We start from the raw sequence: 14080 nt of genomic DNA, 5'->3' as shown, positions 1-14080 counted from the left end.
TTATTCTTTGTTATTCGTTTATTTAAATAATAAATATAAGGGCGAAATCATGACCGACGTCATCCGTGACTTCTTTAAAATGGAATCTGCTGGCGGCATCATACTAGTCATCGCTGCGGCGATCGCAATGTTTGTAGCAAACTCACCACTGAACGAAATGTACCAAGGTGTACTTCACAGTTACGTTCTTGGTATGTCTGTGTCTCACTGGATTAACGATGGCTTAATGGCTGTCTTCTTCCTTCTAATCGGCTTAGAAGTTAAGCGCGAACTTTTAGAAGGCGCATTAAAGTCTAAAGAGACAGCAATCTTCCCAGCTATCGCAGCTGTGGGTGGTATGCTAGCTCCTGCACTTATTTACGTGCTATTTAATTCAAGTAACCCTGAAGCGCTTCAAGGTTGGGCTATCCCAGCGGCAACTGATATTGCATTCGCATTAGGTATCATGGCGCTTCTTGGTAACCGTGTACCGGTTAGCTTGAAGGTGTTCCTATTGGCTTTAGCAATTATCGATGACCTTGGCGTTGTTGTTATCATTGCACTGTTCTACTCAGGCGACCTATCAACGCTTGCGTTAACGGTTGGTTTCATCGCAACTGGTGTGCTGTTCATGCTAAACAACAAGCATGTAACTAAGCTGAGTGTGTATCTCATTGTTGGTGCAATTCTGTGGTTTGCAGTATTGAAGTCTGGTGTTCATGCAACGCTGGCTGGTGTAGTGATTGGTTTTGCTATCCCACTGAAAGGCAATAAAGGTGAACATTCTCCGCTGAAGCATCTAGAACATGCTCTGCACCCATACGTCGCTTTTGCAATCTTGCCAGTCTTTGCTTTTGCAAACGCAGGTATTTCATTGGAAGGTATCTCAATCTCAAGCCTAACAGGTATGCTACCGCTTGGTATCGCTATGGGTCTATTGATTGGTAAGCCTCTTGGTATCTTTGCATTCAGCTGGGGTGCGGTGAAATTGGGTGTTGCTAAGCTCCCTGAAGGTGTGAACTTTATGAACATCTTCGCAGTATCTGTCCTGTGTGGTATTGGTTTTACAATGTCTATCTTTATTTCATCACTAGCATTTGGCCCAACGAATGTAGAGTTTGACACACTAGCTCGACTAGGCATCCTGATGGGATCTACAACAGCTGCAATTCTAGGTTACTTCCTGCTAAGCGTTTCTTTACCGAAAACAGCAAAGCAACAAGAAGTAAAACTATAATCAGCGGTAGGCTCGTTTAACGGCGAGCCTATTCACTGATTAACAAGCTAACTTCTGAGTAGCAAGACGAGTCACAGAATCATCCTCCCCGATTCATGTGACAGCAAAGAACAAAAAAGCCGTGATAGGGTTTCCTATCTCGGCTTTATTGATCCTAACTGCTAGTATTTTTAGTTTGGTTAGTTATTGATGATCTAAAACTCCTAGATTCAACTCATTATTTTGATCGGCATGAATTGCGGATCGTTTTGGATGACCAGAGTGACAGTGTCATGTTATTTTTCTAGCGTGGTAAATATGGTCCACTCCTCGACGATCTGCTCATTCAGCCCGACAACCGTTGCTGTTACTCGACGGTTCAGTGCATGAGAAGTAGCATCGTTGCCATCGCTCTCTAAGCGGTTTTCACCGTAACCGACAACTCTTACTCGGCTCGGGTCTATACCATTCGACAATAATTCATCTTCAACGTGGTGAGCGCGCTTCTTTGATAACTCTAAGTTGTATTCACTCGCGCCGACTTTACTGGCGTAACCTTGAATTTCTATCGATGCACTTTGGTAGGTTTCTAAGAACTCAGCCATGGTAGTGATTTGATCTGAGAAGATAGGGTTAACTTCATAAGAGTCATTGGCGAAAAGGATGTTCAGCTGTCTGATTTCTTCTGAGCGTATAGTCTCGCCACAACCTTCATTATCAACTAATGACGCTCTAGGTGTACTTGGGCAGGTATCTCGTGCATTGACCACCCCATCATTATCATCGTCTTGCAGGTCTGAAATTTGCTCCGCTTCTGGCGTTTCTATATAGGGCTCTTCATTTTGGCTAGAGCATGCACATAGCGTTATCGTTAATGCGGAAAGCAATAAGTAAGGTATTTTCATCATTAATACTCCACGGCCGTTGTCCACTCGTCTGGAATGTCGACCAGTAGAGCGTTCAATAGAGAGCCTGTCGCGTTCATTACACGGTATTTAGCGTACTGTTCAGAGTAATGCGCATCTAAGTAATCTTTACGGGCTTCAAACAATTCGTTTTCAGTGTTAAGCAGGTCAAGGAGTGTACGTTTGCCGATTCGATATTGTTTCTCATAAGCGATAACGGTTTCTGACGCCGAATCCACGTGATCAGACAAGAAGTTCTTTTGTTGCAACGTCAGATCCAATGCACTCCAAGATAGGCGAAGGCCTTCTTCCACTTGTCGATAAGCACGATCTCTTAGATCCTTCGCTTTATTAAGTTGGTAAGCTGCAGCTTCTGAATTAGCACTATCGGTACCACCGTTGTAGAGGTTGTATCGCATTCTTAACATTGCCAACGTCTCTTGGCTCGAACCTTCATCGCCTCCCGCATCATCGCGCCATGATTGAGATGCCTCGATAGAGAAAGTAGGGTAGTTAACCCCTTTTGATTGTTTGTACTGGAAGTGCGCCGAATCGACATCTGCAGTTGCGACTTTGATTACCGGGTGTTGGTCCAGAGCATTAACAAGGGCGTCTGACAATGACAGAGGAATCATAGAAATATCGGCTCTTGGGTAGACCAAGCCAAGCGGTTCTTGACCCACTATTCTTCTAAATTGAGTGTGGGTATCAATTAGGTTGTTCTGTGCGGCTAATAAATTGCCGTGCGCTTTTGCAATCCTAGCTTCTACCTGAGATACATCTGCGGTTGAGCCTATGCCTGAGGCTGCTCGTTTTTTGATGTCTTTATAGATTTTCTTGTGGATAGCAAGGTTACTTTCCGAAAGGGCTAAAACTTCAGTTGCTTTGACTGCATCCAGGTAGATCTGTGTGACCTCTAGCGCTTTGTCTTCGGCATCCGCCAGTAATTGTAAGCGAACCGATTCCGCTTCTGCGGCAGTACGGTCAATATCATTGAGAGTCGACGAACCATCCCACAACAACTGAGTGAGGGATATGGTGGCTTCCTTTCGTGTGAGATCGGTATCAGGAACGTTGTTTGGCGCAGGGTTTATGCCTTCATAGCCAATACCAGCATCAAGATCGATACTCGGCCTATAAGCACCACCTGCGGCATCGTTTCGTTTTTGTACACTCACAAACTCATTAAAAATACTTTTTATCTCAGGATTGGTAGCCAAGGTAATGGCAACAGCCTGTTCTAAAGTCTGAGCAGAGAGTGGGGTTGCAATAGCTAAGCAACAGATGATGGGTAATTTAAACAGTCTCAAAGTAGGTCTCCTTCTACTTTTAAAAGCTCCCGCCGCTTCCCAACAAGCGTTTAACTACTTAATTGAAAAGGGTATTAAACGAAGCTTAGGACATCTGCAAGAAATTGCTAAGTTTGTTGGCTTTATTTCGAATGTAAGTCTCTATCCTTATTGATTAATTTACCAATAGTAGCAAATGGCAAGCTTCGAATGGATGCACCGTAAATAGAGGAAACGTAGTATTAGGTTTGGACTCAGATAGGTAAACGTTGGCTAGTAGGTTGTTTGAAATACGAGTTCCAGTGATAACAATGTGCCAAGCATGGTAGTTCGACTCTTAGGAAGAAATGACAGCATATAAAGAGGCGGTCGCGCTGTTCAGGTTGTAGTTAGTAGCTGTGAAGAGGGGTAAGTAAGGCTCACTCTCGTCCCAAACAACAAACAAAAAAAAGCCCAAACCAACGTGGTTTGGGCGGATACAAGTATAGGAGTTAATAAGGAAAATGCAGTAATTAAGAAAGCAGTGAGAAGAACAAGTTTGACGGCCTGTTAAACTTCTAAATACGCTGTTTTCTACCTAATTTAGGACTCTCCATTTCCATTTCAGTTCCAAGAAAATTCATTATTTTTTTCTTTTTTTATAAACACACAGCGATTCAATCGTTTAGTGCTGAGTTTTATTAACTGGTACGACCAATTTGTGAAAATGTGATGTTGCTTGCTTGTTAAATAAATGTACTAAGCGTATATTTCAAACAGTTGTTTAATACGAGTGATTGAAATGGCACCAAGAAGTACAACCAAAGACAAAATCTTAGATGTGGCTGAAGGCTTATTTGCTGAGCACGGTTTTAATGACACCTCTTTACGTACGATTACGAGTAAAGCGAATGTCAACTTAGCTTCAGTGAACTATCACTTTGGCGATAAGAAGACTCTGGTTCGTGCGGTACTCAATCGTTACTTAGAAGCATTTATGCCAGCACTGCAAGATGCATTAGTGAACTTAAACTTGAACGAAACGTATTCTATGAGTGACGTGTTTGAGTCGTTGAGACAGCCACTAAGAGCACTTAATGATGTTAGGCCAAATGGTACAAGCCGATTCATGTTACTTATCGGCAGAGGCTATACGGATGTGCAAGGACACTTGCGTTGGTTCATTACTACTCGCTACAGCGAAGTACTTTCTTTGTTTACGACATCTGTAATGAAGGCGAATCCGAACCTCACTCAAGAACAGTTATTTTGGCGATTACACTTCACCCTAGGGACTTGTGTATTCACCATGGCATCAAGTCAGGCTCTGGTAGAAATTGCAGAGAATGACTATGACAGAAAGATAGATGCTAAGGCAGTGGTCGATATTCTTATTCCATATTTAGCCGCAGGCATGTCAGCAGAAGAATAAAACAATAAAAAGCGAAACATTCACAACCAATATAGTGAACAAAAGGATCTGAACTATGAGCTCTCTAAGACAAAAATGGGTAAGTGACCCAGCTTTTAAACTCTTTAAAAAAGTACTACCACCACTATCTAGCACCGAGAAAGAAGCGATGGAAGCGGGTAGCGTGTGGTGGGACGGAGAGCTGTTTTCTGGTAAACCAGATTTCACTAAGCTGCATCAATACCCAAAACCTCAGCTGACAGCAGAAGAGCAATCGTTCATGGATAATGAGCTTGAAACCTTGCTCGCTATGCTTGATGACCACCAAATTGTAAAAGAAGATCGAGACCTTCCTGAAGAGGTGTGGAACTTCTTACGCAAAGAGCGTTTCTTTTCGCTAATTATTGCGAAAGAGTATGGCGGTCGTGAATTCTCAGCACACGCTAACTCAACTATCGTAACTAAGATTGCGACTCGCAGTATCAGTACTGCGGTTTCAGTAATGGTTCCAAACTCTCTTGGTCCTGGTGAGCTGCTGTCTCACTACGGCACTCAAGACCAAAAAGACTACTGGCTACCTCGTCTTGCTGACGGTACAGATATCCCATGTTTCGCACTAACAGGCCCAGAAGCGGGTTCTGATGCGGGTGGTATCCCTGATGTCGGTACTGTGTGCATGGGCATGCACGAAGGTAAAGAGACGCTAGGTATCAAGCTTAACTGGAACAAACGCTACATTACACTAGCACCAGTGGCGACGGTACTTGGTCTGGCTTTCAAACTGCACGATCCAGAAAAGCTACTGGGTGACAAAGAAGACATTGGCATCACTTGTGCGCTAATCCCGGCTGACCACGAAGGTGTTGTGATTGGTGAGCGTCATGACCCACTTGGTCTTGCGTTTATGAATGGTCCAACACGCGGTCACGATGTATTTATTCCTATGGAATGGTTAATCGGTGGTGCCGATTACGCAGGTAAAGGCTGGCGTATGCTGGTGGAATGTCTGTCTGCAGGTCGTGGTATCTCATTACCCGCACTTGGCACGGCGATGGGCCACCTAACGGCGAAAACGACCGGCGCATACGCTTATGTTCGTAAGCAGTTCGGTATGTCGATTGGTAAGTTTGAAGGAGTTGCAGAGAGTTTAGGTCGTATTGGTGGCTTAACGTATCTACTAGAAGCGACTCGTACACTAACAACTACTTCACTCGATATGAAAGAGAAGCCGGGTATCGTTACGGCTATCGCGAAATATCACATGACAGAAATGGCGCGTACTATCCTGAATGATTCAATGGATATCCACTCTGGTCGTGCAATTCAAGATGGTCCAATGAACTACTTAGCTGCGCCTTACCTAGGTATTCCAGTTGCTATCACAGTAGAAGGTGCGAACATCTTAACTCGCAACCTGATGATCTTCGGTCAAGGTGCGACACGTTGTCACCCATACGTGCTAAGCGAAATGGAAGCGGCAGCAAACCCAGATGAGAAGCAAGGTGCGAAGGATTTCGATAACTTGTTGTTCAAACATATCTCTCACGCAACTAAGAACACGTTTGGTGCGTTCGGTGCGGCATTGACAGGCTCTAAGTTCATTAAAGCGGATATGAGCGGTCCAACGAAGCCTTACTACCAAGACTTAACTCGCTTGAGCCGTGCGCTTGCAGTGAGTGCGGATTTCGCAATGCTTACACTAGGTGGCGAACTGAAACGTAAAGAGCTTATCTCTGCACGTCTAGGTGATGGTCTAAGTTACCTATACATGGCGTCTGCAGCGCTTAAGAAGTATGAAGATGAAGGTCGTCAACAAGCTGACCTAGACTACGTACACTACGCGGTTCAACACTGTTTCCATAACGCGGCTAAATCGCTACAAGAAGCGTACAGAAACTTCCCGAACAAGATGGTAGGTAAAGTACTTAAAGGTCTAGTTTTCCCTGTCGGTAACCACTTTGAAAAACCAAGTGATAATCTAACGGTACAACTGGCAGAAAGCTTGATGACTCCGGGTGCACACCGTGAACGTCTAACTCACCTTTGCTACATAGGCAAAGAAGAAGAGGATAGTGTTGGCCTAATGGAGAATGCGTTCAATGCGATGTACAGCATCAAGCCTCTCGAACGTAAGATCTTCAAAGCAGTGAAAGAGGGCAAAGTGGCTCGTAAAGGTCTATTGCAAGATAAACTTGCTCAAGCACTGGCGGCAGATGTTCTTACTCAAGACGAAGTTGACCAAATCATTGCAGCAGACAAACTTCGCTACGCAGCGATTCAAGTTGACCACTTCAGTCATGATTACAGTGAAACTTTGACGCGAAAAGAGTTAAAACCTAAGCTAAATAGCGTTGCTTAGATAAAGAAATGACAAAAGGCACCTTATTAGGTGCCTTTTTTTGTTTTTGTCGTAGAAGTTGCAATAGAGGCGTTAACAAATGGTGACTTAGTCAGCAAATATTCACTGAGTGCTCCAACCACTTGCATTTTCGCCACATTTTTACAGAAATTAGATGCCATTTGCGTACGAAACTTTTATCCTTAACCTGATTTTTTAAGGAAGTTGAATATGATCATCAAACCTCGAATTCGCGGATTCATCTGTACTACAACACATCCAGTCGGTTGTGAAGCTAATGTAAAAGAACAAATTGCTTACACAAAAGCTCAAGGCCCAATCGCAAACGCACCTAAACGTGTACTAGTTGTTGGCTCTTCAAGTGGCTACGGCTTGTCTTCACGTATTGCGGCTGCATTTGGTGGCGGCGCTTCAACTATCGGTGTTTTCTTTGAGAAAGCCGGTACTGAGAAAAAGCCTGGCACAGCTGGTTTCTACAACTCAGCAGCGTTCGACAAGTTTGCTAAAGAAGAAGGCCTATATTCAAAAAGCCTGAACGGCGATGCTTTCTCTAACGAGGCGAAACAGAAAACAATTGACCTGATCAAAGAAGATCTAGGCCAAATCGATATGGTTGTATACTCACTGGCGTCTCCAGTGCGTAAAATGCCAGAGACTGGCGAAGTAATTCGTTCATCTCTAAAGCCTATCGGTGAAACGTACACGTCAACTGCGGTTGATACCAACAAAGACACAATCATCGAAGCAAGCGTAGAGCCTGCAACTGAAGAAGAGATCAAAGACACTGTTACTGTAATGGGCGGTGAAGATTGGGAACTTTGGATCAATGCTCTTTCTGAAGCTGGTGTTCTAGCGGACGGTTGTAAGACGGTTGCTTACAGCTACATCGGTACTGAACTAACGTGGCCAATCTACTGGGATGGCGCACTAGGTAAAGCTAAGATGGATCTAGACCGTGCAGCGACAGCGCTGAACGAGAAGCTAGGCCAAACTGGCGGTACTGCAAACGTTGCTGTTCTTAAGTCTGTAGTGACTCAAGCAAGTTCTGCAATCCCTGTAATGCCTCTTTACATCGCTATGGTGTTCAAGAAGATGCGTGAAGAAGGTATTCACGAAGGTTGTATGGAACAGATCTTCCGTATGTTCAGCCAACGTCTATACAAAGAAGACGGCAGCGCGCCAGAAGTGGATGAAGTGAACCGTCTACGTCTAGATGACCTTGAGCTTCGCGAAGACATTCAAGATCACTGTCGTAACCTATGGCCTCAAATCACAACTGAGAACCTAAAAGAACTGACTGACTACGTAGAGTACAAAGAAGAGTTCTTGAAGCTATTTGGTTTCGGTGTTGAAGGTGTTGATTACGAAGCTGACGTTAACCCAGCTGTTGAATTTGATGTAGCTGACATCTAATTCAAGTTATCGAATCTAAACGAAATAGGCGCTCATTGAGCGCCTATTTTTTTGTCTGCTATTTGGTTCAAGAGATTAAGAGCAGATATGGGATTCGAGTGGCGGGATGCGAAGAGATTTAAGAGCGGATACGGCTACCGCGATTCGAAGGGGGACAAGAGTAGAAATAAGGGATGAAGAGAGTTAAGAGCAGGAGTGGGGAAGAAGGCTTGAACCGCTTAAAACAGGTTATAAAAAATGCACTAACCCAAAGTGAATTAGTGCATTCGAAATATCTAAGCTTGGCTGCTTTTAATGCAGCAGATGCTAGCTAATTATGATGATGAAAGTACCTGCTAAGGTCATCAATATATTGGCTATCGCATAAGTACCCGCATAACCCAGAGCCGGAATCGTTGAGCGAGCGTGGTCATTTACGATGTCCATCGCTGGAGCGCAAGTTCGCGCGCCAATGATTGCACCGAACAACAAAGCTCGGTTCATCTTCAATACGTAAGCGCCAACCAAGTAAGCGAAGAATACTGGCAGCACACTCACTACTAGGGCAATACCTATTACCTGTGGGCCAACTTGGGTTAAGTGCTCAAATATCTTACCACCGGCGCTCAAGCCGATACCGACCATAAAGAACATCAAACCGAGGTCTTTGACCATGTTCAGAGCACCTTGAGGCACATAACCGAAAGTAGGGTGGTTCGCTCGTAGGAAACCAAGCATGATGCCCGATAGAAGCAGGCCAACCGCGTTACCTAGCCCAAACGATACCTGACCGAATGTCATGGTGATCAAACCAAACAAAATACCCAAAATGAAGAAGCTACAGAAGGCCATCAAATCCGCCATTTGGCTGTGGATTGAGATGAAACCAATTTTCTCAGCTAGGCCGTGCACTCGACTCTTTTCACCACTCACCTGTAGGACGTCACCTTTAGAAAGCACGATGTTTAAGTCCATCGGCATTTCAATCTGAGCACGTACTACGCGGTTAAGGAAACAGCCGTATTCAGACAGGTTTAAGTCTGATAGGCGCTTACCTGCGATACTGTCACTCTTAACGACGATCTCTTCTTCCACGATACGCAGATCGAGAAGGTTACGGTCGAAAACTTCTTTACCGTTACGGAAGCTTGGGTCTAGACGAGCGTGGCTATCTGGGAAACCAACCAATGCGATCTCATCGCCTTCTTGCAGAATTGCATCACCATCTGGATGGGCAAGAATACCATTACGTCGAATACGCTCGATGTAACAGCCTGTTTGGCGATAGATGCCCAGTTCACGCAGATTCTTACCGTCAGTCCAAGAGATGAGCTCTGGTCCCACTCGATAAGCACGAATAATGGGCAAGTAAACCTTACGCTGACCTGAAGCGCCTAACCCACGTTCTTGGGCGATTTGCTCTGCCGAGTCGTGTAGGTTCACTTTTTGAAGTTTTGGAATCAAGCGAGCAAACATAATCATACTGATTAAGCCAACCAAGTAAGCCATCGCGTAACCGACTGAAAGGTTTTCGATAATCAGGCTCAAGTCCATGTTTCTTGGTAATTCTGCAAGCCCAGAATTCAGAGCATCTTGAGCACCTACCAATATCGGCGTTGCTGTTAAGGCACCTGCCATCATGCCTGCAGATAAACCAAAGCCTAGGCCAAGGTAATGACTACTGAAATAGGTTAGGGCAATTGCGGTAGAAAGTACCACAAGGCTCAGAATGAGGTAGTGCTTACCGTCTCTGAAGAAGATACCGAAGAAGTTTGGTCCAGCTTCAATGCCAACACAGTAGATGAACAGCATGAAACCAATGGTGAGCGCATCTGCGTTAAAAGAAAAGCCAAGATGTCCCATGATAAGGGAAGTAATCAAAACACCGATTGAATTACCAAGTTGGAGGCTACCGAAACGAATTTTACCAATGGCTAATCCAATCGATAAAACAACAAAGATGAGGAGAATGGGGTTTTGTTCTAACAGAAAAACAACGTCGATATTCACGGTGGTCGCTCAATAATTGGCGTGGAACACAGGGTAAGTTTGAAAGGTGAATTGTATCTAAATATAAATAAATTATAAGCAATATTTTGTTAATTTACTTGATTTTGACCTTATTCTTATTCCGTATGAAAACTGGTCATAAAAAAGCCCGCTACAGTGAGCGGGCTTTTTATAAATCGTACAGTCTAACGCCTAAATGGGTCAGCTGTTTAAGGCTTTAGCCCTGATTCTCGTTTGAGAAATCCTAGCTTAGTCGAAAAGACCTAGGTTTTCTTTTGCGTATGCTTCAAATTCTGTGCAGCCGCCGATGTGGTCTTGGTCGATGAAGATTTGTGGAACTGTATCGACAGGTTTACCAACAGTCTTCTCTAGATCAGCTTTGCTGATACCTTCAGCGTGGATGTCAACGTAACGGTAGTTGAAGTCATCGCGTTTAGCTTTAAGAGTTTCAGCATGCTCTTTTGCACGAACACAGAATGGGCAAGCAGGGCGACCAAAAATAACTACAAACATTTAATTTCTCCTAAATACGGGATGAGGCTCGTTAACTCGATTATGTTAACTATTCTTTAGTGAATGCCACTCAAAATTTCATAAAACCAACTATGCCTCAATGCCATGGGGAAATAAAGATGGAATTACCTCTTAATACAATAGGTTTTGTCTATCAGAGCAAATAATGGTCACAAAAAGGATCCATGCTGATTTCTGATGGGTATTCAGATTGATTACCCTTAATTTAAGAGTGTGAATTACCCCTAAGAATACGACATTAATCCATCTTTAATGCGACAAGTTGCACCTCGTCAAAAAAAGCGCATACAGAACGAGGCATCTTAATACTGATGCACTATATAAAGGCTAAATTCCAATAACCAAGAGTTCGCAGTTTTGTTCGGTCATAGGCGCAGGAGGCACCATGTTTCAATTTATGACATCTACAAAGATCATCTTTGGTGATGGAGCACTTTCCGCTTCATTGTCTCTCTTTAATCAATATGGCTACAGCGTGCTATTGGTTACAGGCAATACATTAGAGCGCACTTCAATTGTTACTGACTATCTTGATGCGCAGAGTATGCGTTATCAGCACATTGCCGTTTCCGGTGAACCTAATATCAAAATGGTTGAAGAGGCGGCTATTTCTGCTCGTCGATTTAAGCCAGATATGGTTGTCGCCATGGGGGGCGGTAGCGCCATCGATATGGGCAAAGCGTTGGCTGCGGTTTTACCTAATCAAGGCAATTTATATGACTATGTTGAAGTGGTCGGGCGTAATGTTCCTCTTAAAACCAAACCACTTCCGTTTATCGCAATTCCAACCACAGCGAGTACCGGCGCCGAGGTCACTAAAAACGCGGTGCTGAAATCAGGCCAAGACCAAGTGAAAATCAGCCTGAGAAGCCCAGACATGCTGGCCGACGTTGCGATTGTCGACCCAACCCTAACTCATGGAACCAATCTATATCTATCTGGGCGAGGTGCGATGGATGCCTTTACTCATCTAATGGAAGCCTACGTGTGTGGTGAACCGAATCCGTTAACCGATATGATTTGTGAAGAAGGGCTGCGTAAGTTGAGTGGTTCTGTGGTTAAAGCGTGTGTTTATGATGAGCCTCAAGCGCGTTCTGATCTTGCTTTCGCTTCTATGCTCGGTGGTATGGCGATAACTAATGCCAAGCTTGGCGCAGCCCATGGTTTAGCCTCCGCACTAGGAGGTAAGATTTCTGCGCCTCATAGTGTGATTACCGCGCGTTTAGCGCCGTTTGTGATGTTGGAGAACATAGCCGTTGCAAAAGAGCAGCAAAGAAGCGACATCCTAGCGCGTTATCAGCGAATCGCTCAGATAGTAACAGGTAACGTAGAAGCAATAGAAGAGGAGGCAATTTCTTGGTTATCGGAAGTGCTTGATACGCTTAAGTTACCCAACTTGTTGGAATTTGGTGTCTGTGAAGCCCAGTTTGATGAGGTGTCTGCCGACGCGCTCAAATCAGTGGCGATTAAAGGAAACCCTTTGCCGCTTAACCAAGAGAGGCTCGTGCATATTTTGAAGCAAGTATGCGAGAAGTGCAGTTGTAGAGAAGGGCATCATGAGGGAGCTTCAATGAATCAAATTGGGCAAGAGCCAGCTGTCGAGTCGAGCTTTACCATTATCAATTCTTATGCGTCCGAAAACAGCGTGGTTGAGAAGGGCAATAGTTGGACTATCTAACGGTCTTAAACTTGTTCGTTGTATAAGTCATTTTATACAGACAAATAAAAACGGAGCGCTAGGCTCCGTTTTTTAATTCAACTTGTTCTCTGGTCATCTGTTTTCAGTTCATGACTAAGCAGATTAGAACTGAGAGTACTTCTCGTAACGTGAATCACGAAGTGACTCTTTGACGCGCTTTAGGTTCTCTCTGAAACCAGAACCACGACGTAGCGTAAAGCCTGTCGCTAGCACATCGATAACCGTCATCTGAACAACGCGACTTGCCATTGGCATGTAAACGTCAGTGTCTTCTGGAACATCCAGAGAAATAGACAACGAGCTCGCTTTATCCAGTGGAGAATCTTTTGCTGTGATAGCAATAACTGTCGCACCGTTTTCACGCGCTAAGTTTGCAATCTCAACTTGGCTTTTAGTGCGGCCAGTATGAGAGATAAGAACAATAACGTCGTTATCACTGCAGTTAATGCAGCTCATTCGTTGCATCACGATGTCTTCGAAACATGTGATTGGGATATTAAAACGAATAAACTTGTTTTGAGCATCTTTGGCGACAGCAGAAGAGGCACCCAGTCCGAAGAACGAAATGCGTTTTGCTTGAGTCAGCAAGTCAACAGCACGGTTTACTTGCATCGCGTCTAGACTGTTTTTAGCAACGTCTAGACAAGCCATAGTTGATTCGAAAATCTTATGCGTATAAGCATCTGGACCATCATCTTCTTCAACATTACGGTTCACGTAAGGTGTACCGTTTGCCAAGCTTTGAGCTAGGTGAAGTTTGAAGTCAGGGAAGCCCTTTGTGTCTAATCGACGACAGAAGCGGTTAACTGTAGGCTCACTCACGTCAGCCATTTTAGCTAAGGTAGCAATGCTAGAATGAATTGCAGTTTGAGGGGAAGCCATAATTACTTCGGCTACCTTGCGCTCAGACTTGCTGAAATTTTCCAGGTTTTTTTGTATTTTTTCTAATGTATTCATAGTGTTCACAAGGGTATAGAGAACAACTTGCTAGTTAATATCTTTTACCAGGGGGTATGGCTGAAGCAAATATCAGTAAACACAAAGCCGATGTATATTCGGTTTCGTAAATACTGCTGCGTCAAATAGATATCAAGCTAACTAGCACCATAGAGTCAGTATAAACCCAACATACTATTTACTAATACAAAAACAGGGCATGAATGCTTAAGAATATGACAAACCTCAACAAAATTTTAGAAAACTACAGAATTGGAAGAGAGTTTGAGCAAAAAGAATGCAAAATGGGTATGAACTGACAGCTTAGTTACATCAAAAAGAAAGAAATTTTCAATTTGATGCAACTAAAA

Annotated in this window: 10 protein-coding genes; 5 read left to right on the top strand and 5 right to left on the bottom strand. The window is 43.9% G+C overall.

What is annotated here, in order from left to right; all coding sequences use genetic code 11:
- Positions 1-49 precede the first annotated feature (49 nt).
- Positions 50-1216: a Na+/H+ antiporter NhaA gene (gene nhaA / locus AB4482_RS13235; RefSeq protein ID WP_010441484.1), complete on the top strand. Its 1167-nt coding sequence runs from the start codon at positions 50-52 to the stop codon at positions 1214-1216.
- 275 nt (positions 1217-1491) lie between these two features.
- Here nhaA and AB4482_RS13230 read toward each other — a convergent pair whose 3' ends face one another.
- On the bottom strand, positions 1492-2103 hold the full coding sequence (locus AB4482_RS13230) for an OmpA family protein (RefSeq protein WP_010441482.1): 612 nt from the start codon (positions 2101-2103) through the stop codon (positions 1492-1494).
- Positions 2103-3410 carry a TolC family outer membrane protein gene (locus AB4482_RS13225; protein ID WP_372181072.1) on the bottom strand — a complete coding sequence of 436 codons (1308 nt, stop codon included), beginning with the start codon at positions 3408-3410 and terminating at the stop codon, positions 2103-2105. Before AB4482_RS13225 ends, AB4482_RS13230 begins: the two co-directional genes overlap by 1 nt.
- Positions 3411-4170: 760 nt before the next feature.
- Between AB4482_RS13225 and AB4482_RS13220 the strand changes: the two genes are divergently transcribed.
- The 3 genes from AB4482_RS13220 (at position 4171) to fabV (ending at position 8551) form a co-directional block, all read left to right on the top strand.
- On the top strand, positions 4171-4800 hold the full coding sequence (locus AB4482_RS13220) for a TetR/AcrR family transcriptional regulator (protein ID WP_017065403.1): 630 nt from the start codon (positions 4171-4173) through the stop codon (positions 4798-4800).
- 55 nt (positions 4801-4855) lie between these two features.
- Positions 4856-7138, top strand: coding sequence for an acyl-CoA dehydrogenase (locus AB4482_RS13215; protein ID WP_017071963.1), 2283 nt, complete (start codon positions 4856-4858; stop codon positions 7136-7138).
- A gap of 210 nt (positions 7139-7348) precedes the next feature.
- Positions 7349-8551 carry an enoyl-ACP reductase FabV gene (gene fabV, locus AB4482_RS13210; protein ID WP_017065406.1) on the top strand — a complete coding sequence of 401 codons (1203 nt, stop codon included), beginning with the start codon at positions 7349-7351 and terminating at the stop codon, positions 8549-8551.
- Between the two features lie 306 nt (positions 8552-8857).
- Here fabV and AB4482_RS13205 read toward each other — a convergent pair whose 3' ends face one another.
- Entirely contained in the window at positions 8858-10540 is a 1683-nt protein-coding gene (locus AB4482_RS13205) for an aspartate:alanine antiporter (RefSeq protein ID WP_017060395.1), read from the bottom strand.
- A gap of 249 nt (positions 10541-10789) precedes the next feature.
- Positions 10790-11053, bottom strand: coding sequence for a GrxA family glutaredoxin (locus tag AB4482_RS13200; protein WP_009847069.1), 264 nt, complete (start codon positions 11051-11053; stop codon positions 10790-10792).
- Positions 11054-11459: 406 nt separating this feature from the next.
- Between AB4482_RS13200 and AB4482_RS13195 the strand changes: the two genes are divergently transcribed.
- Positions 11460-12752 (top strand): iron-containing alcohol dehydrogenase, encoded by a 1293-nt coding sequence (locus tag AB4482_RS13195; protein ID WP_017060396.1) that lies wholly within the window; start codon positions 11460-11462, stop codon positions 12750-12752.
- Between the two features lie 123 nt (positions 12753-12875).
- Here AB4482_RS13195 and AB4482_RS13190 read toward each other — a convergent pair whose 3' ends face one another.
- Complete coding sequence (locus AB4482_RS13190; protein WP_004734686.1) at positions 12876-13730, bottom strand: MurR/RpiR family transcriptional regulator; 855 nt, start codon at positions 13728-13730, stop codon at positions 12876-12878.
- Positions 13731-14080: the final 350 nt, after the last annotated feature.

Origin of the sequence: Vibrio sp. 10N.222.55.C7, from assembly GCF_041473335.1 — a bacterium.
Taxonomy (GTDB): domain Bacteria; phylum Pseudomonadota; class Gammaproteobacteria; order Enterobacterales; family Vibrionaceae; genus Vibrio; species Vibrio crassostreae_C.
Note: the sequence above shows the minus strand (reverse complement) of the source record. Positions and strands in the feature narration are given on the sequence as shown.

Bases quoted from the DNA above. Each gene is read 5' to 3' on its own strand.
- nhaA (WP_010441484.1), top strand. From the start codon at position 50: ATGACCGACGTCATCCGTGACTTCTTTAAAATGGAATCTGCTGGCGGC.
- AB4482_RS13230 (WP_010441482.1), bottom strand. From the start codon at position 2,103: ATGATGAAAATACCTTACTTATTGCTTTCCGCATTAACGATAACGCTA.
- AB4482_RS13220 (WP_017065403.1), top strand. From the start codon at position 4,171: ATGGCACCAAGAAGTACAACCAAAGACAAAATCTTAGATGTGGCTGAA.
- AB4482_RS13215 (WP_017071963.1), top strand. From the start codon at position 4,856: ATGAGCTCTCTAAGACAAAAATGGGTAAGTGACCCAGCTTTTAAACTC.
- fabV (WP_017065406.1), top strand. From the start codon at position 7,349: ATGATCATCAAACCTCGAATTCGCGGATTCATCTGTACTACAACACAT.
- AB4482_RS13200 (WP_009847069.1), bottom strand. From the start codon at position 11,053: ATGTTTGTAGTTATTTTTGGTCGCCCTGCTTGCCCATTCTGTGTTCGT.
- AB4482_RS13195 (WP_017060396.1), top strand. From the start codon at position 11,460: ATGTTTCAATTTATGACATCTACAAAGATCATCTTTGGTGATGGAGCA.
- AB4482_RS13190 (WP_004734686.1), bottom strand. From the start codon at position 13,730: ATGAATACATTAGAAAAAATACAAAAAAACCTGGAAAATTTCAGCAAG.